Origin of the sequence: Sphingomonas tabacisoli (genome assembly GCF_042678385.1) — a bacterium.
GTDB lineage: Bacteria > Pseudomonadota > Alphaproteobacteria > Sphingomonadales > Sphingomonadaceae > Sphingomonas_B > Sphingomonas_B tabacisoli.
Genome location: NZ_JBHUDY010000001.1, coordinates 1,186,210 through 1,213,144, shown reverse-complemented (window position 1 = coordinate 1,213,144; position 26,935 = coordinate 1,186,210). Strand labels below are relative to the sequence as shown.

The following is a 26,935-nucleotide window of genomic DNA, read 5'->3' as shown; positions in this document are numbered from 1 at the left end:
CATCACGCGCCCTTTCGCACGATGAGACCGGCGCCCACGGGCAGCAGCCCGCACGTGGCCAGGGCGGTCTCGGCTCCTTCTATCTGATAGTCGGAAGTCCCGCGCACCTGTCGCACCGCCTCCAGGATGTGGTTCATGCCGTGGATATAGCCTTCGGACAAATGCCCGCCGGCCGTGTTGATTGGCAGGCTGCCATTGCGCCTGATTGCGCCGGATGCGACGAATGGCCCGCCCTCGCCCAGTTCGCAAAAGCCGAAAGCCTCGATTTGAACGAGGACGCTGATCGTGAAGCAATCGTAGAACTGCGCCACATCGATGTCCGAAGGCCCCATGCCCGCACGCTGGTAGAGTTCCTCAGCCGCCGAACGCGAGCCGAGATCGTACATCCGGTTGCGTGTGGTGATCGGGAACATCATCCCGACGCGCATGTCGACCGGCCGCCCGCCGGCGGTACCGGAGACCGTCACCAGTGGACTGGCCAGATCTCGCGCGCGCTCCGTGCTAGTGACGATGATTGCGCAGGCGCCATCGGTTTCCAGGCAATAGTCGAACAGCCGCAGGGGGGACGCGATCATTCGGGAGCCGAGATAGTCGTTCATAGTCAAGGTGCGATCATGCATCTGCGCGTGAGGCGTCTGATTGGCGGCCTCTCGGCAGGCCAACGCGATCTCGCCCAGATGCTCGGGCTTGGTCCCGAAGCCGGTCATGTGCTCATGGGCCATCATCGCGAAAGCCTGGCCTGCGGTGATCATGCCGTAGGGCAAAAAGAATTCGTCATAGGTGCCGCGTCCTCCGACGCGCGCGCCCGAAGCGCCGGGGACGCCCAAACCCAGCCGCCCTTCGGATCGACCGTTCAGGGAGCGGAAGCACAGCACGGCCTTAGCTTGACCGGACAGCACCGCAGCCACGGCGATACTGACCATCATGCAAGGCGCCGATCCGCCCGGTCCGGTGTCTGCCCAGAATGAGAAGTTCGGCAGGCCGAGCGCTGCGGCCAAGCCCGCCGTCTGAACGTTGTCCATGTCGCAGCGGACGATTCCGTCGATCTCGGAAATGTCGAGGCCGGAATCGCGAATGGCGGCCCGCGACGCCTCGACGGCGAGCGAAAGCACGCTCCGCCCCGAATCCTTCGAATACTCGGTGGCGCCTATGCCGACGATCGCGGCCTTGTCTCTCGCCGCCGCTGCAAGCGAATTCACCACGCCGTATATCCTCCATCCACGAGCAGGTCTGCGCCCGTCACGAACGACGCCGCGTCCGATGCCAGAAACACGACCGGTCCGGCGATCTCCTTTGAAACGCCGGTCCGCCCAAGCGGAGTCCGCACGGCGAAGCGCTCGACGAAATCCGGGCGCTCGTCGGCGACTTTGCCGGGAAACAGGCCCGGGCTCACCGAATTGACGCGTATGCCGTCTGGGCCAAGCTGACACGCAAGATATCGTGTAAGCTGGATCAAGCCGCCCTTCGCCATGCCGTAATGGGCGGGCGTAAGCGCGTCATTGGGACCATAAAGCGGGAAAGGCGGGCTCACATGCCCCCACATCGACGCGACGTTGATCACGCTTGCCTGCCCGGCCGCAGTAACAGCTCGCCGAAGCGCCGGAAGCGCCATCTCGACGTTCCGATGCGCGGCGATCAGGCCGCTTTCGATCATGGCGTCGCCGGACCAGCTGATTGCATTGTTGACGAGCACGTCGAGACGATCGATGCCCTTGAGCAGGCCACCCGCGCTCTCGTGATCGCAGATGTCGAAGACAGCCAGTTCCGCGGCGACGCCGATACTCCTGAGGCTCGCCGCCAGCGCCTGGAGCGGTTCGGACGCTCGATCGTTCAGAATGAGCCGCGCACCGGCACGGCCAAGGCCACGCGCCATCTCGGCGCCTAGATTGCCGCCAGCGCCGGACAGAAACACGGTCCGCCCGTCGAGGCGAAATTCGCTCACTCGGCCTTCCCCAACACCTCGGCATTATGCTCGCCGAGGCGCGGTGCCCGGTGGCGTGGCACGCTGCCGAAGGCAGTGAATCTGTAGCCTTCGCCAGGAAAGACGACCGGGCCGTGCTCGGGCCCCATGTCGATCTCGACGAAGAAGGAGCGCGCCCGCAGATGCTCGTCGTTGAAAAGGTCCTCTGGGGCATTGACGATGCCGATCGGCAGACCGCGGCGTTGACCCTCGAGATAAGCCTCGTTCGCGTCCATCAGCAGGAAAAAGCATTCTACGAGGGTCTGAATTTCATCAAAATGCGTCTGACGGAACGCAAGTTCCGAATATTCCGGGTCGGTGAGCTGAGCGGCCAGGCCCTTCTCTTCCATCCACTCGACCAGAATGATCCACGCCTTTTCGTCACCGAGAATGAGCGTGTAATAAACATACCTGCCATCGCCGCACTGGAACAGCGGGGAATTGGTCATGACCGGCTGCGCGTGCCTGCAGGTCTGCCGCAGCACGTTCGCTTTGGGGTAGAACCAATACGGGTTGCCCAGCTCCATATTCACCGCGTTTGCGGAGTGCATGGAAATGTCGAGCACCTGCCCCAAGCCCGTCGCTTGGCGATGGATCAGTGCGGCGAGCAATCCGATATGCGCCTGCGTCGTAGCCGTGTGATAGGCTTGATCGCCGCCGGGATTGATCGGCGGGATCGAATGGTCGTCATAGCCGCACATAAACAGCGGGCCACCGCCGGCGAGAGCGACTAGGTTGCTCGGCTTATAATCCTTCCAAGGGCCGGTCAGCCCATATGCCGTGATCGAGACCACGATCAGGGCAGGATGCGCCTCGGCGACGGCGTAGAGGTCCAGCCCCAGCTCCGCGAGCCGCGCGGGCTGCATCGTCGTGATGAAGATGTCCCTGTCGGCAAGGAGCGCCGACAACGGCTCCAGCGAGGCTTCATAGTCGATCGTGACGCCGCGCTTGTTGTTGTTGTAATACCAGAAGGTCAGGCTGTTCTCCGGCCCTTCCTGTCCGTTTGCGAAGGGGCCGATCGCGCGCGTGGGGGCGCCGCGAGGATGCTCCACCTTGATCACCTCGGCGCCCATTTCGGCCAAAAGGCGACCAAGGAACTCGCCGCCAATGTCTTCGGACAGTTCGAGCACCCGAAGGCCCGCATAGGGATGCGCGCCATGCACTGCGTCGTTCATTCAGATTACCCCTTCGTCGACGAGTTGGTGATACTCGTCTTCGGACACGCCTAGGATTTCGGTGAAGACCTGGTGATTGTCTTCGCCGAGCAGCGGGGCCGAGCGCCAATTATGCTGCTCCATCCCGGAGAAGCGGATCGGCATCCCTTCGAACTTGGCCGGGCCGATGACCGGATGATCAAGCTCGAAGAACACACCGCTCTGGGCGACCTGCTCGTCATTCTCGTTGATGTCCTCGGCATTTTGCACCACCGCTGCCGCGACGCTACGATGCTGAAGCCGATGCATCAGATCGTACCTCTCCCGCTCGGCAGTCGCCGCCCCAAGGAGTTCATCCAGCGCATCCTGGTTTGCGAAGCGGGCAGGCTGCGTGGCGAAGCGCGGATCGCTTGCCCAGCCGGGGTCGCCGAGTTCTGCGACGAGCGCCTGCCACTCGGCCTCGTTGAAGATCGCGATCGCAATCCAGCGATCCTCGCCCTGAGTAGGATAGACGCCATGCGGGGCCGCGTCGGGATATTCGATCCGGTTGCCGAGCGGAAAATCAGGCGAGCGCGTCTTCTTGCCGTTCATCGACACGTCGAGCATGATCGGGCCAAGCAGACCGATGCCGGCCTCAATTGCGGACACATCGACTTCGCTGCCCTTGCCCGTGTTGTTTCGGTGGTAGATCGCCATCAACAGGCCGATCCCGTTGTAGAAGGCGGCCATGTTGTCCATGTAGCTTAGTCCCCACCCTGAGGGCTCCCGCCCCGGCAGGCCTGACACGTGCGAGAGTCCGCTCACCGCCTGCACCACTGGCCCATAGCTGCGGAAGTGGGAATGCGGACCGCTATGCCCGTATCCGCTCATGCGCGCCATCACCGGCTCGGGCGTGAGTTCGCAGATACGGTCGTAAGTCAGCCCCCAACGCTCCATCACGCCAGGCGCGAAGTTCTCGGTGACGACGCTCGACAAAGAGATCAACCGTTCGGCCAGCTTCCGGCCGCGCGGATCACGCATGTTGAGCGTGATGCCCAGCTTGTTGCGGTTATAGTTGTTGTACATGCCGGCCGCGTCGGGATCGGGATCAAGAAGTTCATCACCATAGGCCCGGATCGGTCCGTTCATGTAAATGGGCAGCCGCCGGGGCAGGTCGAGACGGTTGCGGTCTTCGATGCGGATAACCTCGGCGCCAAAATCGGCGAGGATGCGGGTGGCGCAGGCGCCCACGCCCATCCAGCAGAAATCCGTCACCCTGATCCCGGACAGCGGCCCCCGCCATTCCTTGGGGCGGCGTTTGGGGTCCGCAGCCGCCGCCGCTGTGCGAGCGGCGCGCTCTGCGGCCATGGGACTGGGTTGTGGCATATAACCTCACCTGCTCTTGATTTCCCGACCACACTGTCCCGCCGGTCGGAGGAAAGTGAACTGACCGAAAGGCTAATTGCTGCGGACGAGCAGGGCGCCGTCGTTGTTGCCTGAGAAGAGATCGAGAAAGGTTCTTGGCAGTGCCTCAAACCCCGAGCGAACATCCGTTCGGTAAACGAGTTGGCCTTCATCGCGCCAGCGCTTAAGGTCGGCCCGCGCCATGTCGGCGTCCTTCGCGAAGTCGCCCAAGACGAAACCTTCAATACGGACGCGCCAATAGACAACCTTCATCATGTCGCGGGGTCCGGGCGCCGTGTCGGCGCTGTCATATGCGGCGATCTGGCCGCACACGACGACGCGACCAAACACCGCGATGTTGTCCATTACTGCCTGCAAGATATCGCCGCCGACGTTGTCGAAGAAGAGGTCGATACCGTTAGGGCATAGTTCACGCAGGCGTTCGCTGACGTCTTCCTTTTTGTAGTCGATCGCCGCATCGAGACGGAGCTCCTCGGTAAGCCTTGCGCACTTGGCCGCACCGCCTGCGATTCCGATGACGCGGCACCCCTTTATGCGCGCGATTTGCGCCGCCACCGATCCTGTAGATCCCGCCGCTGCCGAGACCACAACAGTCTCTCCCGGCTTCGGATCGCCAACCCGAAGCAGGCCGAAATAAGCAGTCATCGCGTTGGCGCCGAGCACGCCCATTGCATCTTCGAGACTGACATCGTCCGGCACCGCGAGAACTGGGTGCGGATCTCGGTCCGGAGCGAGCAAGCGGTAGTCTTCCCAACCCAGAACACCCGTTACTTTGGAGCCAACGGGGAAGCGCGGATGGCGGGACTTCTCGACGTAGCCGCCAGCCACGCCGATCACCGGCTCACCAAGCCCGACCGAGGCTCGGTAACTGCGGCTCGGATCATTCATCCAGTTCCGCATCGTAGGCGCGCACGAAAACATGCCGGTGCGGACGAGCACTTCGCCGTCTTGCAACTCGGGCTCCTCGAAAGGTTGCTCGTCCAAGGCAAAATCGTCGACCTTGAGCTTACCTTCGGGACGGCTCCTCAACAACCAGCGCCGATTTGAATTTGCCATGATGCAAGCCCATCCAAGTGAAATGTTGTCAGTTGAGGTTTTGACCTGATCGGCAGAGCGAGACTAGCTTGCTAAAAGGCTAGGTGATCACGCCGGCTGGTTGGCCCATCGAGCTCTTCGACCAAAGCGTCCAAAAGGGACGACGATCGGATGCCATTCGTGTTCTCAGGACGAACTGCCGTCATAACCGGCGCGGCAAGTGGAATCGGTCGCGCTCTCGCCCTTGCACTTGCCGATCAAGGGATGAAATTGGTGTTGGCCGATCTCGACCTCGCCACGGTCGAGGGATTAGCCGAGGAAATCGAACGCCAGGGCGGGCGGACACTGGCAAGCAGAACCGACGTGAGCGATCCCGAGGATGTGGAGCGGCTTGCAGAACTCGCTGACAAGGAGTTCGGCGGCACCGATCTTCTATGCAACAATGCAGGGATCATGACAGCTGATCGCTATCGACCGGTATGGGAATTCACGTTGGCCGAGTGGAAAGCGATGATCGACGTCAACCTGATGGGCGTCGTCAATGGTCTGCGTAGCTTCGTGCCCAGAATGCTTGCCCAACGCACCGCCGGGCATCTCCTGAACACCGCGTCGGCAGCAGGCCTGATCACGGGTGCAATCTCCGTTCCGTATAGCGTTTCGAAGCACGGCGTCGTGCGGATAAGCGAAGGACTGTTCGCGGCCTTGCGGAAGCGCAGAGCGCCCATTGGCGTTACTGTTCTTTGTCCTGGACTCGTGCGCACCGCGATATACGCGGCTTCCGGCAACCAGCCAGAAGACGGAGCCGAAGGCTTCGTCTTCGACGAAACAACAGCCGAACCAGAGGAGATTGCCAGGATCGCGCTACAAGCGATTTCGCAGCATCGACTCTATGCCTTGACTACGACCGCATTCGACAAAGCCATCGAGGCGCGCGCGACTGCCATCCTCGCGCGGCGAAATCCCGATCTTTAGGCGCCCCTCCGGGTAGGAACGCGCGGGCACAGATTCGACGCAGGCGCCTAAGCTGCCAAGCTTAGGTATCCGAGCTGCGCTGCCTTGAAAACCGCCTGGCTTCGATTGACGGCATTCAGTTTCTCGGCCGCATTATGAATGTGGAAACGAATTGTCGCGCGACTGCGGGAAATGATCATGCCAATTTCCACGTCGGTTTTACCAACGGCAGCCCAGCGCAGGCACTGCACCTCGCGTTTAGACAGCGCAGCGCTGCCCGAGAGCAAACGCGTGGGCTGGTTGACCACCCGCGCGTAGCTCATCAGGAAACTGCGACACAAAACGCCCAAAGCTTCGCCGTGCTGTTCGAATTCCTCTGTGAGGTCCAGCTTCCGGATATCTCGCGGGACCATGCTGACCGCGCCGATCACGCCAAAGGGCATGCGAACGGGCACGACGATCGCCGCTTGAGCAAGGCTGCGGTGGTGGAAGTCCGAAAGGTCGATGCGATCCATCATCGGATTTGGAAACAGGGTGCGTATGCCTCGCGCATTGCACCAAAATGTGTCGCCTTCATAGCGGCAGGCTTCCGCCAAGGGAGATTCCAGCGCCAGCCGCGGAAGCTGCCACCAGCGGTCGTTTGCGCGGTCGGTCCAGTCAAAGACCGTCGTCGCGAGCGTCTGGCCATCACCGTCAATCATCGCATCAGCTCTCGCCAAGTCTGCGCACGTAGCGATGCGAAAATCGCCAAGCCTGTGCTCAACCGCCATTTTTAAGGCAGTTGCGGCGGAGCGGATATCCTGCCGAGTCGAAATCCGAACGGCATCAAGCTCCCTAATCTCCATCGGCGCCGGCTCCTCTCCAAGAGTCCAATTTTCCCTTGGATAACACGCGCTACAACGACCTGCAAGTTTATGATCATAAATTTCGGAAGCGAACGTGCCGCTACCCGCAAGCGGCACGACCGTGGCCGGGTACGAGTTCGTCGTGCGGAATGGAACGGTATGCGCTCAAAATCGCTCGCGTTCACCGCTGTCCTGAAAGGCATGCAACGCTTCCTGCTACTATGCCGAACGCGGTGTCAGAGGTCGAGGGCGCCCCTCGCGATCAGGCCAAGCTGAACTTCGCTCGTGCCGCCGAAGATCGACCAGGCACGGCTGTTGAGGTAGCGCGCCGCTGCGCTTTGAGCTTCGCGGCTACCGATGGGCGAAGGTGCTGAATCGCTGTAGAATGGACGCTGGGCGGGCGATTGCAGGCCCAAGAGCCCATAGGCATCGAAATTGAGTTGTTCGAGGTCCTGCCGAATCTCGGATGCCAGTAGCTTTGTGGCGAGACTGAGTCCGTCAGGCTCTCCCCCTCGATCGAGAACGCTGAGAATGCGGAGTTCGGTAGTCTCGAGAGCCTCCGCACGAATGGCGATGCGGGCAAGTCTGTCGCGAAAGAGCGGATCGCGTGCCTGGGGCAAGTGTTTTATAGCAGTGGCTGCTTGCCGGATCGCGGCGACAAGGGACGGCCCGTAAGTGCCCCCCCCGCGCTCGTTCTGCAGTAGAAATTTCGCGATCGTCCACCCCTGCCCGGGCTCGCCGACCAGATCGGCATCCGGAACTCGCACGTCGTCGAGGAATACCTCGTTGATCTCATGGTCGCCCGAAGCGCTCAGGATTGGCCGCACCCGAACGCCAGGCTGGTCCATATCGATCAAGAAGAAGCTGATCCCCGCTTGTGGCTTTGCGTGAGGAGCGGTTCGGGCAAGACAGAATAGGTGAGTTGCGAATTGCGCCTGGGTTGTCCACAGTTTGACGCCGTTGATGGTCCACTCGTTTCCTTGCCGAGTTGCTCGGGTGCTCAGGCTGGCGAGATCGGAGCCGGCACCCGGCTCTGAAAAACCTTGCGCCCAGAAATGTTCTCCGGTGCGCAATGGTGTGAGATACCGCGCTTTCTGATCGGGCGTCCCGAAGGTGTAGATCACCGGCCCAACGAGCTTCAGCCCCATCCCGGGCAGTGCCGGCGCCCCTGCATCCGCGCACGCCTTTTCGAAGAGGTAGCGCTGGATCGGAGACCAGCCGGTTCCACCGGCCTCTCTTGGCCAATGATATGTCAGCCAGCCTTTGGCTTCGAGCACCCGCTGCCATTCGAGCGCCAGGTCGGGCTCGGCGAAGACCGTGGAAGTCAGGGCAGCCCGGCGGCGCATCTCCGGCGTCAGCGCCGCTTCGAGAAACGCCCTCACCTCTTCGTAGAACGCGGCCTCCTCTGATGACAGGCGCATGTCCATGGAGATCAGGCTTCCATGATTGTCACGCCGGAGACGCCGGGCGCCCCGTACACATGGCTGTAGGCGAGACGCGGACTCCCCGAGACCTGCCGCGCGCCGGCCTTTCTGCTCAGTTGCATAACGTTTTCATAGACCTGGCGCAGCCCCGAAGCACCGATCGGTTCTCCGCAGGCGAGGCAGCCGCCGTCCGTGTTGACGGGCAGCGATCCCCTCAGGCGCGTTCGCCCTTCGCGCAACCACTGTTCCTGATCGCCGTCGGCGCAAAAGCCGTTTTCGGCCATGTGCATGATTTCGGCTCCCGATTCGGTGTCTTGAAGCTGCGCGATATCTATGTCCTCGGGGCCGACTCCAGCCATGTCGAAAGCGGCACGCGACGCAATTTGCGTGGCCGAACCGATCTCGCCGATTTCGACCATCGGCGCGAAGACTTCGAGCGACGTTCGTGGGCGGGACCGCACAGCCGCGGCGCGAACGCGGACACTCAGTCCGCCGATCTCCCGGGCACGCTTCTCGCTGGCCAAAATCAGCGCGACCCCACCTTCGCCCGGTGAGCAAAACATGTATTTGGTCAAGGGGTCGCTGATCATCTGGGAGTTGGCGATGGTCTCCCGGTCGACCGGCGTGCGGCGCCACGCATGATCGGCGAGCGCACCGTTTTCGAACGCCTTTTCCGCCACTCGCGCAAGGCTATCCGCGCTGATGCCGTACAGCGCCATGTAGCGCTGGATCTTCATCGCGAAGAACTGCGTGGTCAGCATGAGGCCGGTCTCGCCATACCAGCGCGGCAGGCCCCAATCCTCCGGATCCGGGTTGAAGGCGCCGCGCGGGTGCTTGTCGAAGCCCACAGCTAGGCCCAGGTCGAACTCGCCCGAGCGGATCGCGCTATACGCGCCGAACAGCGCCGACCCGCCGGTCGCGCAGCCATTCGCCACGTTGATAAACTGGAGGCCTGTGGGGCCCAATTCCGACACCATGGTGTCGGCATTGCCGGCTGCGTCCGACCCACCGAAGGCGAATTGAATGTCTTCCCAAGCCAGACCGGCGCTGGCCAGCGCTTGGCGGACCGCAAAGACGCCCTGTTGCAGCCCGCTGCGGCCCTGGGTGCGTCCAAAAGGATGGATACCAGCCCCGACGATGAAAACGTCGCTCACGCTCTAATCTCCACGTCGGTCGTGAATGCATAGGTGATCGCCGGCTCCGCCTCGCCCGCGCGGTGGAATTCTTCCGTGACGAGGCGCAGCGGCATGCCGATCTTAAGGTCCTCGAAGGGGATTCCCGTCAAGCGTGTTTCAGCAATGAGCTGGCCGGCAAGCTCGACATAGCCGACCGCGTAAGGCTCGAACGCTTCGGTTCCGGCGTAAGGCGGCGACTTCGGCCTGAACCGTTGAACCGTATAGGACCAGAGCGTCCCCCGATCCGCGAGGGCAACAGCATCATAGGCGCTGTCGTCCGGTAGCGGGAAGACCAGCCGCCCGGTGTCTCGATGCCGTCCGGCAAGCAGTCGAGGCGAACCGGCGGGCCCCGCGCATTCAAGCAGGCCGGACGCGATGAAGGAGCGATTGGTCATTGAGCGAACACTGAACCACGCCCCGCCGCCAAGCCACTAACTCTTGCGCTAGGAGGCGGCGAACCGCCGTAGCGCTATTCCGGCATCATGAACTTCGATTTCAGCGAAGAGCAGACGATGCTGAGCGACATGGTTCGTCGCTTCGTCGAAGATCGCTATGACGTCGAAAGGCGCCGCTCCTTCCGGAAGGAAGCAGCCGGGTTCAGTGCGGCAAACTGGGATGCGCTGTGCGAGCTTGGGCTCCTCGGCCTGTCACTTCCAAGTGACCAGGGTGGAGCAGGGCTCGATTGGCCCGATCTGATGATCGTAGCGATAGAAATCGGCCGCGGTCAGGTGGTCGAACCGATCCTTTCGGCCTGGTTGACTATCGACCTTCTAGGCCGCAGCCCGGGGGCGGAAGGGCTTGACACCGTTGTCGCCGGAAGATCCCGCCTAGCTTATGCCACTGGCGAATTCGCTGTCGGCGCTGACGGGCTGCTATCCGGCCGCGCGGATTTTGTCTTGGACGGCGACGGTGTGGACGGCTTTCTTATCGAGAGCGGCAATGCAATCCACCGCGCCGCCGCAGATGCCGCGGGGCTGGAAGTCACGTCGTATCGGATCGCCGACGGGTCGATCGCGGTCGCGATTGATTGCCGGCAAGTGCGGACGGAGCCGCTCGATCTCACACCCCATAAAATCGACGATTGCCTGCAACGGGCTCGATTTGCGACCGCGGCCGAGGCCCTCGGCGTCATGGATAGAATGTTCGCCGACACGCTCGCCTATGTGAAGACTCGCCAACAATTCGGTCGCGCGATCGGCACGTTCCAGACCATTCAGCATCGCATGGCGAGGCTTTATACCGAGCTCGAGCAATGCCGATCGCTGCTGTACAAGGCCGCTCTCGTCGTTTCAGCCGAGCGGGCGCGAGCAATCTTCGCGGCGCAGGCCTGCATCGATCAAGCCGCGATGCACTTGGCGCACGAGTGTGTGCAGTTTCACGGCGGAATCGGAATCACCGAGGAGCTTGGCGTCGCCCAAGGCCATAAGCGGCTGATGGTGCTCAGCCGTCTTTTCGGCACCGCCGCCGATGCCCGGCAGAGATTCATGGAAGCGTATTGAGATGACCGCTCCGTTCGATCTCTCCGGGAAAGTCGCGCTCGTCACCGGCGCCTCGTCGGGACTGGGGTTACACTTCGCCGGGGTACTTGCGCGCTCCGGCGCCAAGGTCGTGCTGGCGGCAAGGCGCGAAGGCGCGCTGAGGGAGCAAGTCGAGTCGCTCCATGATCGGGGGCACCAGGCCGACTTCGTTCAACTCGACGTAAACGATGCCGCGAGCATCGCCGCGGCGGCGCCGCACTTTGCGCAACTGGACATTTTGGTGAACAACGCCGGGCTGGTCAGGGACAAGCCCGCGCTCGAACAGACCGAAGAGGATTGGGATGCCGTCCTTGATACCAACCTCAAGGGCGCGTTCTTCGTTGCACAGGCTGCAGCCAAGGCGATGTGCGCGCACGGCCGCGGTGGGAGCATCGTCAACATCGCTTCAATCCTCGGCCTGCGCCAAGCGAGCCTGGTGACGCCCTATGCGACCTCCAAAGCAGCGGTGATCCAACTAACTAAGAATCTGGCGCTTGAGCTTGCCCGCTACGGCGTTCGGGTGAATGCCATCGCGCCGGGCTATTTCGCCACCGATCTCAATGTCGATTTCCTCGAAAGCCAGGCGGGCCAGGCCATGGTCCGGCGTGTGCCGCAACGCCGGTTCGGAGAGCTTAGCGATCTTGACGCTCCGCTGCTGCTGCTGGCAGGGCCAGGTTCCGCATATATGACCGGCTCGGTCCTGGTTGTGGACGGCGGCCATCTCTTGAGTACGCTATGACCGACTTCACTCGGGCCAACTTCCTTGCCGCCCGCGTCGAGCGTTTCGTGCGCGACGAGATCGCACCTTACGAGCACGATCCACGGCTGGGCCGCCATGGTCCCAGCGACGATATGGTCCGCGAAATGCGCGACCGGGCGCGCCAAGCCGATCTGATGACGCCGCACATCTTGGCGGACGGTTCGCACCTTAATCAACGGGAGACGGCGATTGTGCTGCGTGCGTCCGGCCTGTCGCCGCTGGGCCCAATCGCGCTCAATACGATGGCACCCGACGAAGGCAACATGTACCTTCTGGGCAAGGTCGGCTCTCCCGAACACAAGGCGCGGTTCCTCCAGCCCCTGGTTTCGGGCGAAGCGCGTTCCGCCTTCTTCATGACTGAGCCCGCCGAGGACGGCGGCGCCGGATCGGACCCGTCTATGATGAAGACGATATGCCGCCGCGACGGCGACAACTGGGTCATTGAGGGCCGCAAGGCCTTCATCACCGGCGCTGAAGGGGCGAGAGTCGGCATCGTAATGGCGAAATCCGAAGACGGCGCCTGCATGTTTCTGGTCGACTTGCCAAACCCCGCCATCCGCATCGAGCGCGTGCTCGATACGATCGACAACACGATGCCGGGCGGTCACTCGATCGTGCGGATCGAGAATCTCATCGTTCCGGGTGATCAGATGCTCGGCGCGAGCGGCCAAGGTTTCCAGTACGCACAGGTACGCCTCTCCCCCGCCCGACTGTCGCACTGCATGCGCTGGCTCGGCAGCGTCACCCGCTGTCACGAGATCGCGACCGCATATGCGTGTCGGCGTGAAGCGTTCGGCAAGCTCCTGGTGGATCACGAAGGCGTCGGTTTCATGCTTGCCGAGAACGTGATCGACCTCAAGGCGGCCGAGTTGATGATCGATTGGTGCGCGGGCGTCCTCGACGGTGGTTCGCTCGGGGTGGCCGAAAGCTCTATGGCGAAGGTGGCCGTTTCCGAAGCGCTGATGCGCACCGCCGATCGCTGCGTTCAGATCATGGGCGGCACCGGCGTATCTGGCGACACGATCGTGGAGCGTGTTTTCAGGGAAATTCGCGCGTTCCGCATCTATGACGGCCCGACCGAGGTCCACAAATGGTCTCTGGCTAAGAAAGTGAAGCGTGAGTTCCTGCACGACCAGCAATCATGAACGTGTCGATTGCAGGCGACGCGTCCACGACTCGGGTCCGCGAGGGCTACTCGATAGATGAACAAGCGTTGGCGCGTTGGATGCGCGAACACATCCCCGACTTTCAAGGACCGATGCAGCTGGCGCAGTTTTCAGGCGGCCAGTCCAATCCGACTTTCAAGATAAGTACGCCGCGCCGGAACTATGTCCTGCGCCGCAAGCCGCCGGGACCGTTGCTGAAAGGCGCGCATGCTGTAGATCGCGAGGCGCGCGTCATGTCGGCCCTGCATGACAGCGGCTTCCCGGTACCTAAAGTCCACGCTCTTTGCACTGACAGTGAGGTGATTGGTTCCTGGTTCTATGTCATGGACTGGGTAGAAGGTCGCGTTTTCTGGGACGCATCGGTTCGGGCCGTTTCGCGACACGACCGCCGTCAGATATTCGACCAGATGAACTGCACGATCGCACGCCTGCACCGGATCGACCCTGTGGCGGCGGGTCTGGGCGATTACGGACGCCCGGGTAATTACTTCCAGCGTCAGATCGGACGTTGGTCCACGCAGTATTTCGAAGATGTCGAAGCCGGACGTGATCCGCGCATGGACCGGGCTATCGAATGGCTTACCGCGAATATCCCGCCCGACGACGAGACGAGCCTGATCCACGGCGACTTCCGGATAGACAACATGATGTTCGACGCGGAACAGCCCCGCCTGATCGCCGTGCTCGACTGGGAGTTGTCGACGCTGGGCCATCCGGGAGCCGATTTCGCCTATCACGCGATGATGTACCGCATGCCGCCGCACATCGTCGCCGGACTCTGCGGCGCCCATCTCTCGGCGTTGGGCATTCCCAGCGAAGAGGATTATCTCGCGGCCTATTGTCGGCGGAGAGGACGCGCGGAGATGCCCGGATACGACTATTACATTGCTTTCAACTTCTTTCGCCTGGCCGCGATCTTCCACGGCATCAAAGGCCGTCTGATTCGCGGCACGGCATCGTCGGCACAGGCGGGCGAGCGCGTGGCTGTTCTGCCCGAGCTCTTCGAGCTCACGGCTACTCAAGTCGAGCGGGCCGGCGCATGATGACTCCGGTCTGCGCGACCTTCGAGCTATTATCCGGACTGATCTTTTGGACAGGCGAACGCCTCGGAGCAGCCGCCTAGAATGAGCCGTCAGACCGAAAGCGGCCCACCGCATGGAGCGAACGATGAGTATCACCAGCTGGTCCCCCCAAGATCTGCCCAAGCCGATGAAAAAAGGGGACGACTTGGCAGAAGCGAAGCGCCGGCTGAGCGAATATGGCTATGTCATTATACACGACGTTCTCTCGCCGGACGAAGTCGACGCGATCAGGACACGTCTCCACGAGCAGGCGGCCGCCGAAAGGGCGCTGGGTATAGGCACGATCACCACTCCCATAAGCACTGAACAGAACAAGAAGCTGCTGGAAGGCGCAAATTGGGCGGAAAAGCACCATAGCAGCGCCGGCAAGGAGCAATGGATCGCCGGCCTTCTCAACAAGGGCTCGGAATTCTGGCCGATGCTCACCAACCCAATCACCCGCGAGATCGTGCGCTCGGCAATAGGCGACCATCATCACCTTGCCTCTTACCTCGCGACCATCCTCAATCCCGGCTGCCCGCTCATGGGTCTGCATCATGATCAATGGTATCTGCCGAATCCGCCCAGGCGCAGTGAGAATCTGAAAGTTCTGCCGGGTAATATGGATCGGAATGTCACCGACCAGTTGACCAATGACGATCCCGACGAACGGATCAATCCTTGCTATCTTGTCCAGACGATCTGGATGCTTACCGATTTCACCGAGGAGAACGGTGCCACCAGAATTGTTCCGAAAAGCCACCGAGCCGGCGTGAACCCGCCCGGCGACGTCCCCCACCCCTACCCGTCCATCCCGGCGGAAGGTCCTGCGGGATCGGTCCTGATCTACGATGCGCGGCTTTGGCATTCGGGGGGCGAGCATCGCGGCTCCGAGGCGCGCTACGCGCTCCATTGCACCTTTTCGGCGCCGCAGTTGCGAACCATGGAGAATTTCATGGCGAGCGTTCAGCCCCAGCTGCGGCGACAGATGTCGGAAGAGATGCTGTCGCTCCTCGGCTATCGCATCTGGCACGGCTACGGCCGCGGCGGAACGATGGAAGTGCGCGGCATCCTCGACCCTGACGAGCGACCCGTCGGCCGGCTTGAACTGACCGGGGCCGACTGAGTCCCAAGGCCCTTTTCTCAGTAAGAGCGTCCGGGACTTCCAGGTGCTCTTTCTTGAGTTCCTTGACGACACCGGGAACGGCCATCTCGCCACTTGCTGAGCAGGCAACCTTCTTAAGGACAGCGCTCTTAGGCTCACAGGCTGCTCGAGGGGCGGCTTGCGCGGCGGCTCAATGCTCGGGGCATGCTGGTCGATTGCCGGGTCGCGCCTGAACACGCTTTTCCCGCAGGACTGGACGATTGCTGTGCGGCCTATGAGTGGCTGCTGGCCGAAGGGACGGCGCCAAAGTCGATCATCACTGGCGATTCGGCAGGCGGCGGGCTCGCTCTTTCCACCGTCGTCCGGATGCGTGATTGCGGAGTCGAGACACCTGCCGCGATCGTGCTCATCTCGCCGGTCACGGATTTGACCTATAGCGGTCAGTCGCGGCGCGACAATGATTGGATCGACCCCACGCTCCCCAATGACGATGGCAACTTCATGGGCGAACTATACCTTGGCGGCGTGCCACATGACCATCCGCTGGCCTCGCCCCTGTTCGCGGACCTTTCCCGGCTGCCTCCGACACTCCTCCAGGTCGGGAGCACCGAAGTTCTGCTCGACGACTCTCTCAGGGTCGCCGCCAAGATCCGTACTCAAGGCGGCGAGTGCGAGTGCGAAGTCTGGCACGATATGCTGCACGACTGGCCGCTGTTCGCCATGTTGCGGGAATCGCGACGGGCACTGCGCCGCATCGTCCAGTTTGTTGACCGAGTCACTCGAAAGCTTCCTGCCATCGCGGCCTAGCCCCCGCCAATCAAGGAGGGCAACATGTGCTCACGAGCCGCGAAACCGCACCCAGGCCCTTGAACACTTGTGCTTGATCAAACGCTCGACGGAAGCGGCTCGCTTCGCGCACACGGGGTCACTCCGCGCAGGACAGCTGTCCCACCTGCAGTCGGTCACCCAGGCCGACGCGGCGGAAATTGGATCGTTCAAATGCCCCGCGGATCACAAATCGATCAACTGCGAAGCGCGAGGGCAGCCCGAGCGTGACCGGCAACCTGACGCCGCGTGGACGCATCACCATGGAGGTAGCGCCAGAGGGCGTAACGGTCCAATCGAGTTTGACTGAGACGAACGCGCGGCAGTCAGTACTGCCGCGCGCACTCGTCATTACTTAGGAGCGGCGGCGTCCAGCGAAGCCTGAATCGTCTTCAGCGCCTCGTCGGTCAGCGAATCCCCAGCATATTGTTGAAGCTGGGCGAGCGTCAATGAGCGCCCCATCTCGACCTGAGGATTGTTGACAACATTCGGGATAGACTTGGCCAAGATCGCCTTGGCCGCGGGGTCGTCGAGCATTGTGCCGAGGTCAGTCTCCTGAATCGTATAATGTGCCTTCGTCGTGGCGGCAACAGCGGCCGGAGCAGCGGCGGCCTGAGCATTGGCAGCAGCCGGCACCGCGAGGGCGAACATCGCGACTGCAGAAAAAATCACGCGCATAGAAATACCTTTCCAAAGCTTGCTCGCGAACGTCTTGCGTTCGCAGACCCGTGTCAATATCATACGGAGCGTAGTTTTCTATGGCCTGTCGTTCGACCTTCAGGCCTATGCGAACCAGTTCGCGGCGCTCGCCGAGCTGATCGCGCGCCAACCCGACATACAGGTTATAATCAATCATTCTGGCATGCCCGTCGATACCGATCTCGATGGTCGCGCGCTCTGGTCGGCCGGCATGAAGCGGCTGGCCGCACTTCCGGGTGGGGCGGCAAAAATTTCGGGCTTCGGCTTCGTCCACCGCCCGCCGACGCTCGATCTCATCCGTCCTTATGTGCATGAAGTGATCGATGCCTTCGGATGCGATCGCTGCATGATCGCGAGCGACTTTCCAACCGACAAGCTCTTTGGCAGCTTCGACGATACGCTGGGTGCGCTGGCCGTTTCGATCGAGAACTTAACGGACATCGAGAAGCATAATCTCTGGGGCCGCAACGCGAACCGAATTTATCGGCTCGGCCTTCCTCTCACATCGTAAACCCGCTCACGGTCTCTCCTGACACGATCGCCGTTTCTAGTGTCGGTTGATGCACGTTCGCGGTGACTGCATGAATGAGACGACCTCAATCAGGCTCGAGCCACATTTCCTTCGGCGCGCCAATGGCTCGTGGTGGGGGCGGATATCGGTACCATGCTGCCCCTAGCGGCAGAGCCGGTTCCTTCGCCCTTTTCTGCCACTTCGAAATGAAGTCATTCTGACTGAACCACGAGAGATTCTGCGGCTTTGGAAGCAGCAAGGTGAGAGGCCTGAGCATCGGGCAATGGAGTTGTCTTTTGATGGATGCCACGGACCAGGCGAAGAACGTTGCAAATCAACGGAGCAAAGACGGTGAACCTGCGACGCCGGATCGCCGAAAAGATCGCTTGATCAGAATAAAATCGGTGCTGGCGCGAACCGGACTTTCGGTGGCGACCGTATATCGACGCGAATCAGCAGGCACTTTTCCAAAGCGCCTGCAAATCGGCGTTCGATCGGTGGCTTGGTATGAAAGCGATATCGAAGAGTTTGTCGCCAACCCAATGGACTATCGACAAAGGCTGTCCTGACGAAGTTTGTCAGGTTGGTTGGCAGTATTGACCTTACCGATCATTCACCGCCCAAAGGCGCTCTGACCTCGGCACACTGGCGCGGTGCCGATCCTGGGCCACTTCAGTCCCTGCAATCGGCGATCTAGGCAGCGGCTCGCGCGCTTGCGAACCACCTGCAGCTTCCGTATCGCTCCGCCGAGTTTGATTGATTAGCATCTGCGCCGGGGGCAAGCCATCCGTAATGAGATCGGCCCAAACCTGGTGAAGCCCGGCGCGCGGCCTAAGATAACGCGCCCGATTATAGGCCCACTCGGAAGCAGACACACCTGGCGGCACATGCGACAAGATCATGTCAATGAGCATGCGGTCGCCATCCCGCTCGAGCTCCGCAGCCCGTTCGTTCATGATGGTGGAAAAGGCCGAGCGCCAGCCATGGGGGACCATACGTTTCTTGAAGCGGCCCCCTGCCATCCGCTTGTACAAGCCACTCACTGCGCCATCGCTCATCGGCTCGCGCCAGGATGACTCTTGCGGGAAGAGGTATTCGCAGGTGCCGGTGAGCATCCTAACCACATGCAAGACCTCCACAGCCTGCATCGGTAGTGGAACGTCATGGCCGAAGGCCGGATTCAACTTGTCCTCGACAATAAGCTTCATCCGCTCGGCGGAGATTTTCCAGATCGCCTTTTCCGGCACGACGTCTGGATTTTCCCAATCGATCCCATAAAACTCCGACCATCGTGCTGTCCGCAGGACGCCGATCCGCACCAACGTCAGGGCGAGCAGGCGCGAGGCCAGCTTAGTCAGCACATTTGCGGTCGAGCGATCGACGCAGCGCTGTAGGTCGAGCAACTCGGGCAAAGTCGTTAGCGACGGATGCCTTCCGCCTCTCGGCGCGGGCTTGAGCGCATCCTTTATCTCATCGATCTCCATCATGGTGGCGGCGGAGACGAGACGCTCTCCCTTGGCGCGCCTGAAGATCGCCATTATGTATCCGCGCACACGCTTGGCGGTTTCAATCGAACCGCGCGCTTCAATCTTACGAAGCGCGCGCAAAATCATCGCCCCGTCTATTTCCCCGATCGGGCGGTGTCCAAACATCGGAAATAGGTCGCGCTCGAGACGGTGGCGCACGCGCACCGCGTTCGCTCGTGACCACAGCGGATCCTGTTCCTCGAGCCACTCGTTGCCGAGCTTTTTGAATGTGGCTTGCGATGCGTCGATCTGCGCCTGCTTGCGACGCTGATCTTCCAGCACGGGATCCTTGCCCTCGCGAAGCAGGCGGCGGGCGTCCTCATGGGCGACCCGAGCCGCGGCCAGGCCAAGGTCCGGGTACAGACCCAGCGTCATCAGGCGCTCCTTGGCGCCGAACCGATATTTGAATCGCCACGATTTCGCGCCGGTGGTGGTGACAAGAAGGAAGAGACCCTTCGAATCGGCCAGCTTGTAGTTGCGGGAGCCCGGCTGGGCGTTCTTCACGTCTGCGATTGTGAGCATCTCGATACCCCCAAATCGGGACTCGATACCCCCACCGATACCCCCAGATTTCACGAGAAGTCGTGAAAAGCTATGAGAAGCTATGAGTGAACACTGGCCAGTAAACCCTTCTGAACGAAGGGGTTATGGATACCATATGTTACCCCTGAGGGAAACCGGGAGTGGGCCCGGAGGGATTCGAACCCCCAACCTAGCCGTTATGAGCGGCCGGCTCTACCGTTGAGCTACAGGCCCGCTCCGGTCGCGCCGCGATAGCTGAGCCGGACCGAGCTAGGCAAGCGGTCCGCGCCGCTCCGGCTGACGAACCTCGTGCGGCTGCTCCAAAGGCACGCGGCGCGCTGCCGGCAAGGAGACGCGAAAGCGCCCCGGCTCGATCACCAGCCTGCCGCCACAGCGCTCCGCAACACTACGCACCATGCGCAGCGTGAAGCCCAGCCCGAGCAACGGCACAGTGGCGTCGTCCTCGCCCGCAATTTCGGTGGCCTCGAACAGCGCAGCTTCATCGTAGTTGGCAAGCAGCGCCGGCCGGCCGATGGCAATGGACGTTTCGCCCTCCCCGCCATGCAGTTCGACCGAAATCCGTTCGTCGGGCCGCGCCAGGCCAAGCGAGGCGCTGAGCAGGCGGTTGGCGATCCGCTCCAAGGAGGCCGCATCGATCAGCGCGGGATCGCATCCGGGCGCGATCGACAGCGCCATCGATACGCCCTTTGCGGAACCCAATGGCTCAAGCGCCGCGGCCGTCCGCGCGAGTAACAGTGCGCAGTCGACTTCTTCAGGCGCAGGCCGCGCTGCGCCGCCGTCGAGCTGCACCGCTTCGTTCAGATCCTCCAGCACGCTCTCCAGCCGCCGCGTCTCGCCCAGGATCGCTGCGGCCCGCTGGCGATAGGGGTGCGGCGCCGGACCGAGCATCTGCCGCTCAATCATTTCCGCGAACCCGCCGATCGCATTGAGGGGCGTGCGAACTTCGTGCGCAAGCTGCCGCAGCGCATCGCCCGCAATCGTGGACCCGAGAATGCCCGACTGCTCCGCGCGCTCGCCGATCCGCGGGCGCCTTGCAGTGCCGCGATAACCCGTGAAACGCCCCGTCGCCGGATCGAAGCTCGGCACGCCCGAAAGCTGCCAGGCGCCGCCCGAAGGACCCGCCTCAGCGACCGTCAGACGTCCGTCCCGGAACGGCGCACGGCGGCGAAACGCCCCTGCCGCCTGCCCGTCCACGCCTTGGGCATCGCCCGGCACGGCATCGGCGATCGACAGGCCGACGATGGCGCCCCGCGCCGCCGCATCGCACCAGCGAATCACGCCATCGGCGCCGGTTTCGAAGCTGAACTCCGTCTTTTCGATCAGTTCGGCATGGAGCTGCTTCTCCCGGAAGGCGTCGATCCGTTCCCGGAGTTCGCGAATATCCGGGCCCGAATAGGCCGGCGCGATCTCGGCTTCCAGCTCGGGCGCGACCTCGCGCTGGCTTTCAGCGGACGGCGTGGACGGCCCTTCGATCACCAGATCGGCCTGCCCGAACGCTTCCAGCGCGCGAAGCGCCCCATTGGGCAGATCGCGGCGATGTCGAAGCAGCGCCCGCGCCACCGGCGACATTTGCGGAATCAGCTTGCGCCAGACCTTGCCCGGCAATTCGACCCCTGCCAGCAACGGCGCGTAGACCGCCGTGGCGTCCTCGGCGAAGAAGGCGACCATGTCCGGCGCAACCGACTGCCCCGCGAGCGACATGGCGGCGTTCTGCCGCGCGATCGGAGAAATGTCGTAACGCCACTCCCGCAGGCGGTCATACGCCTGCTCGGTCAGCGGCGACGATTCGGTCCCGGACTGGGCGAGCAGGTCGACGAGCTGGCGCCAAACGGCCTGGCGCGCGGCGGGAACATCCGCCGGCTGACCGAGTGCCGTCGCAAGCCTGTCGTCGAATCGCACCCCGCACTCCCTTCCCCAAAACAAAGGGATAGCGCTGTCCCGGCCCGCCCGACAGGCCCGAAATATGGCCGTCACAAAGTGAGACAATTGCGGTGGTCCGCAATTATCTTATAACCGTCCATCAATTGACTCTCGAGGTATTGCGCATGCCCTCCCCGACGCTGGACGCGGTCGATCTGGAAATCCTGTCCGCCCTTCAGGATGACGGACGCATGACCAACGTCGACCTGGCCGCGCGAGTCGGGCTGACGGCGCCGCCGTGCCTCCGCCGGGTCCGCAGCCTGGAGCAAGGCGGCGTGATCAAGGGCTATCACGCGCTGCTCGATCCCGTCGCGCTCGGCTATGGCATCACCGTCTTTGCGATGGTGAGCCTCAAGAGCCAGGCGGAGACGGATCTGCGCGCGTTCGAGGACCATATCGCCAAGCTCCCCGAGGTTCGGGAATGCCATATGCTGAACGGCGAGATCGACTTCATCCTGAAGATCGTCGCGCCGGACCTTCAGTCGTTCCAGCGCTTCCTGACGTCGGCGCTGACGACCGCGCCCAATGTGGCGAGCGTGAAGACCTCGCTTACCATCCGCACATCGAAAGACAGCCCCGGCGTACCGATCGCCGGGGCTGCTCCAACATCGGATTATGAGTGATCAGGACGCCTTGGCGCCCTGATCGACCCACAGCGTCCAGAACTTCGCCAGCTCAGCGCGCGGGCCCGAAGTGACCTGCGCGAAAGCCTGCTTCGCTTCGGCAGCCTGGCCCGCCTTGGCGAGCGCCATGCCGAGGCGAAGATTGGCGGTGTTGGCGTCCACTCCGCCCTTCTGGATGGCGAGCTTGTAGAGCGTCGCGGCCTTCGCATAGTCGCCATAGCCGAAATAGGCGTCGGCAGTGCCGAGCGCCGCACGACCCGTCGCGGCCGAGGCCGCATTCTTTTCGGCCGCTGCGAGCGACGCCTTGTCGCCCGCGACCTTGGCGCCGACGGCAGCACCGATCTCGTTGATCGCCTTGCTGCTGGCGTTGTACGCGCCCTTGGTCTTGCCTTCGTCGACGACGCCCTTGGCTTCGCCCGGCAGGCCCACCTTGTCGGCCAGAAGCGCATATTCGTAATAATCGCGCTCGCCCGACAGGGCGCCGGCGAAGCGCTGCAGGCGCATCAGGTCGAGCTGGGTCTGATCGTCGAAATGGTTGGCATCGCCATAGATGACGAGCGCGCTGCGCCAATTCTCGGCCGTCGGGTAATCGACGACCTGGGCCCGGGTCCATTTGGCGACCTCCGGCATCAACTTGGCCTTATAGGCCATCGAGGCTGCGCGACCGTACCATTCCTGCGGCGGCTTGCGGCCCGCGGCCTTTTCGGCCTGGATCGCGCTGTCCACCGCGGCGAGGCCCTGCGGCACCTGGTTTGCCTTGAAATAGGATTCGGCCAGCAGCAGGTTCAGGTCCTGCGTCGGCGCACCGTTCGCATCCTTGGGCGCATAACCCGCTTGCTTCGCAGCCGAGAGCGCCTGGATCGCGACCGGATAGTTATTTGCCTTGTACGCGAATTGGCCCTGATAAAAGAGCAACTGCCCCTTCATGTCGGCGGGGCCGGCGCCCGACGCGATCATCTCATCGACGGCCTTTTGCTGGCCGGCCTGATCGTTGGCGCCGGTTGCGATTTGCAGCTTGAACTGGCCGAGCACGAACTTTTCGTCCGGCGCCTGAGCAGCGGCTTCGGCGGCAGGCAAGAGCGACTGAGCCGTCGCATAGTCCTTCGCCTGGATCGCCTTCTGCAGCGGCGCGGCGGCATTGCGGAAGTTCTTGCCGAGCTGCGGCGACCAACCGCCGGCCTGTGCGGCAGCGGCAGGCTTTTCCTTGGCCAGCGACGGGCCTGCGATGCCGAGGCCGGCGACCAGCGCCAGCCCCAGCGCCAGTTTAGAAACCTTCATGTGCTTCACTCTCCTCTTGAGGGACTCTGTGGGAATGAAATTTCCCCTAAACCTCGCCCCATCCGCAAACAAGCGGTTGGCGTCGCACGGTTCCCTGCCGTTTGGCCACTGAACGGCGGTTGAACCCGCATCGGCGGCATTTCATCGCGATCTCCGCCGATCTGACGCCAAGCTTACGGACGCGCCATGACACGCGTTTTGGCGCCAGCTACGTTTTTTTTGCCCGGTTCCCACAGCGGGAGTCGGGAAAAGGAGGTTGGGATGTTCAAGGCAATAATGACTACCGTCGCTCTCCTGGGACTTGCATCGGGTGCAACGGCGGCGCCGACGGCTGCCCCCGCAGCGAAACCCGCAATGGCTCCCGCCAAGCCGATGACCCACACGACTGTCACCAAGACGACGGCCGTCCACACCACCAAGACCGGCAAGAAGATCACCTATGATTGCACGAAGGCCGGCAACAAGAACAAGACCGCCTGCAAGGGCAAAGGCTGACATCTCTCCCGGTGCGCCGCCTCGCGCGCGCAGGCGCGAGCGCGGGGTGGCGTTCCGATCTGACACGGGCTAGGGCCTTATCCGTTCAGGCGCCCCAGGCGTCCAATCAGCACAGCAACGGATAGTCCAACTTGGCCACTCTGCCGCCGCCCACTGCCCCGTCCAGCGACATCGAACCCGTCAACATCGTCGATGAAATGAAGTCGAGTTATCTCGACTATGCGATGTCCGTTATCGTCGCGCGCGCGCTTCCCGATGTGCGCGACGGCCTGAAACCCGTGCATCGCCGCATCCTTTATGCCTGCCAGGAAGCGGGCTATGTCGCCGGCCGTCCCTATCGCAAATGCAGCCGCATCGTCGGCGACGTGATGGGTAAATATCACCCGCACGGCGACGCCGCGATCTACCTGACGCTCGCGCGCATGGCGCAAGACTGGTCGATGCGCGTGATGCTGATCGACGGCCAGGGCAATTTCGGATCGATGGACCCGGACGAGCCGGCGGCGATGCGCTATACCGAGGCGCGGCTGGCCAAGGTCGCCAACGCCCTGCTCGACGACCTCGACAAGGACACGGTCGACTTCCAGCCCAATTACGACGCGTCCGAGCGCGAGCCGCAGGTGCTGCCGGCGCGCTTCCCGAACCTGCTCGTCAATGGCGGCGGCGGCATCGCGGTCGGCATGGCGACCAATATTCCGCCGCACAATCTGGGCGAAGTCATCCGCGCCTGCCTCGCCTTCATCGACAATGGCGCGCTGACCGCCGAAGAACTGATGCAATATGTGCCGGGGCCGGACTTCCCGACCGGCGCGATCATCCTGGGCCAGGGCGGCGCGCGCAACGCCTATACCAGCGGCCGCGGCTCGATCATCGTCCGCTCGCGCCACACGATCGAGGAAGGGCGCGGCGACCGCCGCTCGATCGTGCTCACCGAAATCCCGTATCAGCAGGGCAAGAACGCGCTTGTCGAGCGCATCGCCGAAGCGGTGAAGGACAAGCGCATCGAGGGCGTCTCCGAAATTCGGGACGAATCGAACCGGCTCGGCGTGCGCATCGTGATGGACTTGGGCCGAAACGCGCAGGCCGATGTCGTGCTGAACCAGCTGTGGCGGCACACGCCGGCGCAGCAGAGCTTCCCGGCCAACATGCTCGCGATCCGCGGCGGGCGGCCGGAGCTGCTCAACCTGCGCGACATCATCGAGAGCTTCGTCAAGTTCCGCGAAGAGGTCATCACCCGCCGCTCGAAATACGAGCTGGCGAAGGCGCGCGAGCGGGCGCACATCTTGCTCGGCCTCGTCATCGCGGTCACCAATCTGGACGAAGTGGTGCGGATCATCCGCGCATCCGCAAGTCCCGCCGAAGCGCGCGCGGCGCTGCTCAACCGGGACTGGCCGATTGCCGAGATCGCGCCCTATATCCGGCTGGTCGAGGCGATCGAGCATGAGGTGGAGGGCGACAGCTACCGCCTGTCCGACGCGCAGGTTCGCGCCATCCTCGACCTGCGCCTGCACCGCCTCACCGCGCTCGGCCGCGACGAGATCGGCGACGAGCTGAAAGAGCTGGCGACCTCGATCGGCGCGCTGCTCGAAATCCTCGGCGACCGCGCCAAGCTGTATGCGGTCATGCGCGGCGAGTTCGAAGCGATCGTCGCCGAGTTCGACACGCCGCGGAAGACGGAGATCGCCCCCGCCGCCGACGGTATCGAGGACGAGGACCTGATCGAGCGGGAGGACATGGTCGTGACCGTGACGCTCGGCGGCTATATCAAGCGCACCCCGCTCGACTCGTTCCGCGCCCAGAAGCGCGGTGGCAAGGGCCGCGCCGGCATGGCGACCAAGGACGAGGACGCGATCACCGAGCTGTTCGTGACCTCGACCCACTCGCCGGTGCTGTTCTTTTCGAACCTGGGCCGCGTCTATCGCAAGAAAGTCTGGCGCCTGCCCGAAGGCGGACCGGCGACGCGCGGCCGGCCGATGATCAACCTGCTGCCGCTTTCGGAAGGCGAGACGATCACGACGGTCCTCCCGCTGCCCGAAGACGAGGAGAGCTGGAGCGATCTCCACATCTTGTTCGCGACAGCGCACGGCACTGTCCGCCGCAACTCGATGGACGCGTTCAGGAACATCCCGACCGCCGGCAAGATCGCGATGCGCTTCGGCGAGGATGAGGATGGCGACGCCACCGACCGGCTGATCGGCGTCGAACTGCTGACCGAAGAGGACGACGTGCTGCTCGCCACGCGCGGCGGCAAGGCGATCCGTTTCCCGGCGACTGCCGTGCGCGAGTTCCAAAGCCGCACCGCGACCGGCGTGCGCGGCGTCACTCTGGTCGGCGGCGACGAAGTCATCTCGCTGTCGATCCTGAAGCGCGCCGGCACGACTCAGGAGGAAAAGGAAGAGTATCTCCGCTTCGCCCCCTGGAAATCTGAGAAGGAAGGCGAACCCTCGCTCGACCCGGCGCGTTTCGAGGAAATGCGCGAGAAGGAGCAGTTCATCCTGACCGTCACGGCCAACGGCTTCGGCAAGCGCAGCTCGGCCTATGAATATCGCCGCACGAACCGCGGTGGCCAGGGCATCACCAACATCGTGATGTCGGACCGCAACGGCCCCGTCGTCGCCAGCTTCCCGGCGAAGAATGGCGAGCAGATCATTCTGGTGACCGACCAGGCCAAGCTGATCCGCACGACCGTCGGCGACATCCGCGTCATCGGCCGTAACACCCAGGGCGTCCGCCTCTTCCACGTCGCCGACGACGAGCACGTCGTCGCCGCCGCGAAGATCGACGAAAGCGAGGACGAGGTTGACGTCGAAGGCACCGGCGAAATCTCACCCGAGCCGGGCGCGACCGTCGGCGAGGACCTGGCTGCGGGCGAGGAGGAATGACCTCTGTCGTCATTCCCGCGAAAGCGGGAATCCACCTTCTTTCGGTTGCGAGTTCAGCGAAAAGAAAGGGGGATTC

Annotated in this window: 25 protein-coding genes and 1 tRNA gene; 12 read left to right on the top strand and 14 right to left on the bottom strand. The window is 62.8% G+C overall.

Translation table 11 applies throughout. From position 1 onward, the window contains the following. Positions 1-2 precede the first annotated feature (2 nt). The 5 genes from ACFSCW_RS06445 to ACFSCW_RS06425 form a co-directional block, all read right to left on the bottom strand. Entirely contained in the window at positions 3-1,202 is a 1,200-nt protein-coding gene (locus ACFSCW_RS06445; protein ID WP_380888032.1) for a thiolase C-terminal domain-containing protein, read from the bottom strand. Next, positions 1,196-1,942, bottom strand: coding sequence for an SDR family NAD(P)-dependent oxidoreductase (locus ACFSCW_RS06440; protein WP_380888031.1), 747 nt, complete (start codon positions 1,940-1,942; stop codon positions 1,196-1,198). The genes ACFSCW_RS06445 and ACFSCW_RS06440 overlap by 7 nt, the downstream gene beginning before the upstream one ends. Next, entirely contained in the window at positions 1,939-3,135 is a 1,197-nt protein-coding gene (locus ACFSCW_RS06435) for a CaiB/BaiF CoA transferase family protein (RefSeq protein ID WP_380888030.1), read from the bottom strand. Before ACFSCW_RS06435 ends, ACFSCW_RS06440 begins: the two co-directional genes overlap by 4 nt. Then, on the bottom strand, positions 3,136-4,461 hold the full coding sequence (locus ACFSCW_RS06430) for a CaiB/BaiF CoA transferase family protein (protein WP_380888029.1): 1,326 nt from the start codon (positions 4,459-4,461) through the stop codon (positions 3,136-3,138). It lies immediately after the preceding gene. A 90-nt stretch (positions 4,462-4,551) separates the two neighbouring features. Further along, positions 4,552-5,574 carry an NADP-dependent oxidoreductase gene (locus ACFSCW_RS06425; RefSeq protein ID WP_380888028.1) on the bottom strand — a complete coding sequence of 341 codons (1,023 nt, stop codon included), beginning with the start codon at positions 5,572-5,574 and terminating at the stop codon, positions 4,552-4,554. A 150-nt stretch (positions 5,575-5,724) separates the two neighbouring features. Between ACFSCW_RS06425 and ACFSCW_RS06420 the strand changes: the two genes are divergently transcribed. Beyond that, positions 5,725-6,525, top strand: coding sequence for an SDR family NAD(P)-dependent oxidoreductase (locus ACFSCW_RS06420; protein WP_380888027.1), 801 nt, complete (start codon positions 5,725-5,727; stop codon positions 6,523-6,525). Between the two features lie 47 nt (positions 6,526-6,572). Here ACFSCW_RS06420 and ACFSCW_RS06415 read toward each other — a convergent pair whose 3' ends face one another. The 4 genes from ACFSCW_RS06415 to ACFSCW_RS06400 form a co-directional block, all read right to left on the bottom strand. Then, positions 6,573-7,349 carry a helix-turn-helix transcriptional regulator gene (locus ACFSCW_RS06415; RefSeq protein ID WP_380888026.1) on the bottom strand — a complete coding sequence of 259 codons (777 nt, stop codon included), beginning with the start codon at positions 7,347-7,349 and terminating at the stop codon, positions 6,573-6,575. A gap of 236 nt (positions 7,350-7,585) precedes the next feature. Further along, the gene (locus tag ACFSCW_RS06410; protein ID WP_380888025.1) at positions 7,586-8,776 is read right to left on the bottom strand and encodes an acyl-CoA dehydrogenase family protein; all 1,191 of its coding nucleotides are present in this window, start codon (positions 8,774-8,776) and stop codon (positions 7,586-7,588) included. Positions 8,777-8,781: 5 nt separating this feature from the next. Further along, positions 8,782-9,927, bottom strand: coding sequence for a thiolase family protein (locus ACFSCW_RS06405; protein ID WP_380888024.1), 1,146 nt, complete (start codon positions 9,925-9,927; stop codon positions 8,782-8,784). Beyond that, a complete protein-coding gene (locus ACFSCW_RS06400) occupies positions 9,924-10,343 on the bottom strand; it encodes a Zn-ribbon domain-containing OB-fold protein (protein ID WP_380888023.1) in 420 nt (139 codons plus the stop codon). The genes ACFSCW_RS06405 and ACFSCW_RS06400 overlap by 4 nt, the downstream gene beginning before the upstream one ends. Positions 10,344-10,430: 87 nt before the next feature. On the opposite strand from ACFSCW_RS06400, the gene ACFSCW_RS06395 reads away from it, so the two are divergent. From ACFSCW_RS06395 to ACFSCW_RS06370, 6 genes are all read left to right on the top strand, one after another. Then, positions 10,431-11,447 (top strand): acyl-CoA dehydrogenase family protein, encoded by a 1,017-nt coding sequence (locus ACFSCW_RS06395; RefSeq protein WP_380888022.1) that lies wholly within the window; start codon positions 10,431-10,433, stop codon positions 11,445-11,447. A gap of 1 nt (position 11,448) precedes the next feature. Further along, a complete protein-coding gene (locus tag ACFSCW_RS06390; RefSeq protein WP_380888021.1) occupies positions 11,449-12,204 on the top strand; it encodes an SDR family NAD(P)-dependent oxidoreductase in 756 nt (251 codons plus the stop codon). Beyond that, complete coding sequence (locus ACFSCW_RS06385) at positions 12,201-13,370, top strand: acyl-CoA dehydrogenase family protein (RefSeq protein ID WP_380888020.1); 1,170 nt, start codon at positions 12,201-12,203, stop codon at positions 13,368-13,370. The genes ACFSCW_RS06390 and ACFSCW_RS06385 overlap by 4 nt, the downstream gene beginning before the upstream one ends. Then, on the top strand, positions 13,367-14,434 hold the full coding sequence (locus tag ACFSCW_RS06380) for a phosphotransferase family protein (RefSeq protein WP_380888018.1): 1,068 nt from the start codon (positions 13,367-13,369) through the stop codon (positions 14,432-14,434). Before ACFSCW_RS06385 ends, ACFSCW_RS06380 begins: the two co-directional genes overlap by 4 nt. 124 nt (positions 14,435-14,558) lie before the next feature. Then, complete coding sequence (locus ACFSCW_RS06375; protein ID WP_380888016.1) at positions 14,559-15,578, top strand: phytanoyl-CoA dioxygenase family protein; 1,020 nt, start codon at positions 14,559-14,561, stop codon at positions 15,576-15,578. A 141-nt stretch (positions 15,579-15,719) separates the two neighbouring features. Beyond that, a complete protein-coding gene (locus tag ACFSCW_RS06370; RefSeq protein WP_380890038.1) occupies positions 15,720-16,364 on the top strand; it encodes an alpha/beta hydrolase in 645 nt (214 codons plus the stop codon). Between the two features lie 369 nt (positions 16,365-16,733). Here ACFSCW_RS06370 and ACFSCW_RS06365 read toward each other — a convergent pair whose 3' ends face one another. Beyond that, positions 16,734-17,060: a hypothetical protein gene (locus ACFSCW_RS06365; protein ID WP_380888014.1), complete on the bottom strand. Its 327-nt coding sequence runs from the start codon at positions 17,058-17,060 to the stop codon at positions 16,734-16,736. 19 nt (positions 17,061-17,079) lie between these two features. Between ACFSCW_RS06365 and ACFSCW_RS06360 the strand changes: the two genes are divergently transcribed. Further along, positions 17,080-17,592 carry an amidohydrolase family protein gene (locus tag ACFSCW_RS06360; RefSeq protein WP_380888012.1) on the top strand — a complete coding sequence of 171 codons (513 nt, stop codon included), beginning with the start codon at positions 17,080-17,082 and terminating at the stop codon, positions 17,590-17,592. A gap of 299 nt (positions 17,593-17,891) precedes the next feature. Beyond that, on the top strand, positions 17,892-18,161 hold the full coding sequence (locus ACFSCW_RS06355; RefSeq protein WP_380888010.1) for a helix-turn-helix transcriptional regulator: 270 nt from the start codon (positions 17,892-17,894) through the stop codon (positions 18,159-18,161). Positions 18,162-18,194: 33 nt separating this feature from the next. Here the strand turns inward: ACFSCW_RS06355 and ACFSCW_RS06350 are convergent, their stop codons facing one another. The 3 genes from ACFSCW_RS06350 to ACFSCW_RS06340 all read right to left on the bottom strand — a co-directional run bounded on the left by ACFSCW_RS06350 (position 18,195) and on the right by ACFSCW_RS06340 (position 21,560). After that, positions 18,195-19,640, bottom strand: coding sequence for a tyrosine-type recombinase/integrase (locus ACFSCW_RS06350; protein WP_380888008.1), 1,446 nt, complete (start codon positions 19,638-19,640; stop codon positions 18,195-18,197). A 162-nt stretch (positions 19,641-19,802) separates the two neighbouring features. Further along, positions 19,803-19,874 (bottom strand) — tRNA-Ile (locus tag ACFSCW_RS06345). A gap of 36 nt (positions 19,875-19,910) precedes the next feature. Then, positions 19,911-21,560 carry a histidine kinase dimerization/phospho-acceptor domain-containing protein gene (locus tag ACFSCW_RS06340; RefSeq protein ID WP_380888006.1) on the bottom strand — a complete coding sequence of 550 codons (1,650 nt, stop codon included), beginning with the start codon at positions 21,558-21,560 and terminating at the stop codon, positions 19,911-19,913. Positions 21,561-21,706: 146 nt separating this feature from the next. Here ACFSCW_RS06340 and ACFSCW_RS06335 point away from each other — a divergent pair, with 146 nt between their 5' ends. Beyond that, complete coding sequence (locus ACFSCW_RS06335) at positions 21,707-22,204, top strand: Lrp/AsnC family transcriptional regulator (RefSeq protein ID WP_380890037.1); 498 nt, start codon at positions 21,707-21,709, stop codon at positions 22,202-22,204. Here the strand turns inward: ACFSCW_RS06335 and ACFSCW_RS06330 are convergent, their stop codons facing one another. Next, positions 22,205-23,482, bottom strand: coding sequence for a tetratricopeptide repeat protein (locus ACFSCW_RS06330; protein ID WP_380888004.1), 1,278 nt, complete (start codon positions 23,480-23,482; stop codon positions 22,205-22,207). A 261-nt stretch (positions 23,483-23,743) separates the two neighbouring features. Here ACFSCW_RS06330 and ACFSCW_RS06325 point away from each other — a divergent pair, with 261 nt between their 5' ends. Continuing rightward, entirely contained in the window at positions 23,744-23,977 is a 234-nt protein-coding gene (locus tag ACFSCW_RS06325) for a hypothetical protein (protein ID WP_380888002.1), read from the top strand. 131 nt (positions 23,978-24,108) lie between these two features. Beyond that, complete coding sequence (gene gyrA / locus ACFSCW_RS06320; protein WP_380888000.1) at positions 24,109-26,859, top strand: DNA gyrase subunit A; 2,751 nt, start codon at positions 24,109-24,111, stop codon at positions 26,857-26,859. Positions 26,860-26,935: the final 76 nt, after the last annotated feature.

Excerpts from the sequence above, each read along its gene's own strand:
- ACFSCW_RS06435 (WP_380888030.1), bottom strand. The coding sequence starts at position 3,135 with ATGAACGACGCAGTGCATGGCGCGCATCCCTATGCGGGCCTTCGGGTG.
- ACFSCW_RS06430 (WP_380888029.1), bottom strand. The coding sequence starts at position 4,461 with ATGGCCGCAGAGCGCGCCGCTCGCACAGCGGCGGCGGCTGCGGACCCC.
- ACFSCW_RS06425 (WP_380888028.1), bottom strand. The coding sequence starts at position 5,574 with ATGGCAAATTCAAATCGGCGCTGGTTGTTGAGGAGCCGTCCCGAAGGT.
- ACFSCW_RS06420 (WP_380888027.1), top strand. The coding sequence starts at position 5,725 with ATGCCATTCGTGTTCTCAGGACGAACTGCCGTCATAACCGGCGCGGCA.
- ACFSCW_RS06415 (WP_380888026.1), bottom strand. The coding sequence starts at position 7,349 with ATGGAGATTAGGGAGCTTGATGCCGTTCGGATTTCGACTCGGCAGGAT.
- ACFSCW_RS06410 (WP_380888025.1), bottom strand. The coding sequence starts at position 8,776 with ATGGACATGCGCCTGTCATCAGAGGAGGCCGCGTTCTACGAAGAGGTG.
- ACFSCW_RS06400 (WP_380888023.1), bottom strand. The coding sequence starts at position 10,343 with ATGACCAATCGCTCCTTCATCGCGTCCGGCCTGCTTGAATGCGCGGGG.
- ACFSCW_RS06395 (WP_380888022.1), top strand. The coding sequence starts at position 10,431 with ATGAACTTCGATTTCAGCGAAGAGCAGACGATGCTGAGCGACATGGTT.
- ACFSCW_RS06390 (WP_380888021.1), top strand. The coding sequence starts at position 11,449 with ATGACCGCTCCGTTCGATCTCTCCGGGAAAGTCGCGCTCGTCACCGGC.
- ACFSCW_RS06385 (WP_380888020.1), top strand. The coding sequence starts at position 12,201 with ATGACCGACTTCACTCGGGCCAACTTCCTTGCCGCCCGCGTCGAGCGT.
- ACFSCW_RS06380 (WP_380888018.1), top strand. The coding sequence starts at position 13,367 with ATGAACGTGTCGATTGCAGGCGACGCGTCCACGACTCGGGTCCGCGAG.
- ACFSCW_RS06375 (WP_380888016.1), top strand. The coding sequence starts at position 14,559 with ATGAGTATCACCAGCTGGTCCCCCCAAGATCTGCCCAAGCCGATGAAA.
- ACFSCW_RS06365 (WP_380888014.1), bottom strand. The coding sequence starts at position 17,060 with ATGCGCGTGATTTTTTCTGCAGTCGCGATGTTCGCCCTCGCGGTGCCG.
- ACFSCW_RS06355 (WP_380888010.1), top strand. The coding sequence starts at position 17,892 with ATGGATGCCACGGACCAGGCGAAGAACGTTGCAAATCAACGGAGCAAA.
- ACFSCW_RS06350 (WP_380888008.1), bottom strand. The coding sequence starts at position 19,640 with ATGCTCACAATCGCAGACGTGAAGAACGCCCAGCCGGGCTCCCGCAAC.
- ACFSCW_RS06335 (WP_380890037.1), top strand. The coding sequence starts at position 21,707 with ATGCCCTCCCCGACGCTGGACGCGGTCGATCTGGAAATCCTGTCCGCC.
- ACFSCW_RS06330 (WP_380888004.1), bottom strand. The coding sequence starts at position 23,482 with ATGAAGGTTTCTAAACTGGCGCTGGGGCTGGCGCTGGTCGCCGGCCTC.
- ACFSCW_RS06325 (WP_380888002.1), top strand. The coding sequence starts at position 23,744 with ATGTTCAAGGCAATAATGACTACCGTCGCTCTCCTGGGACTTGCATCG.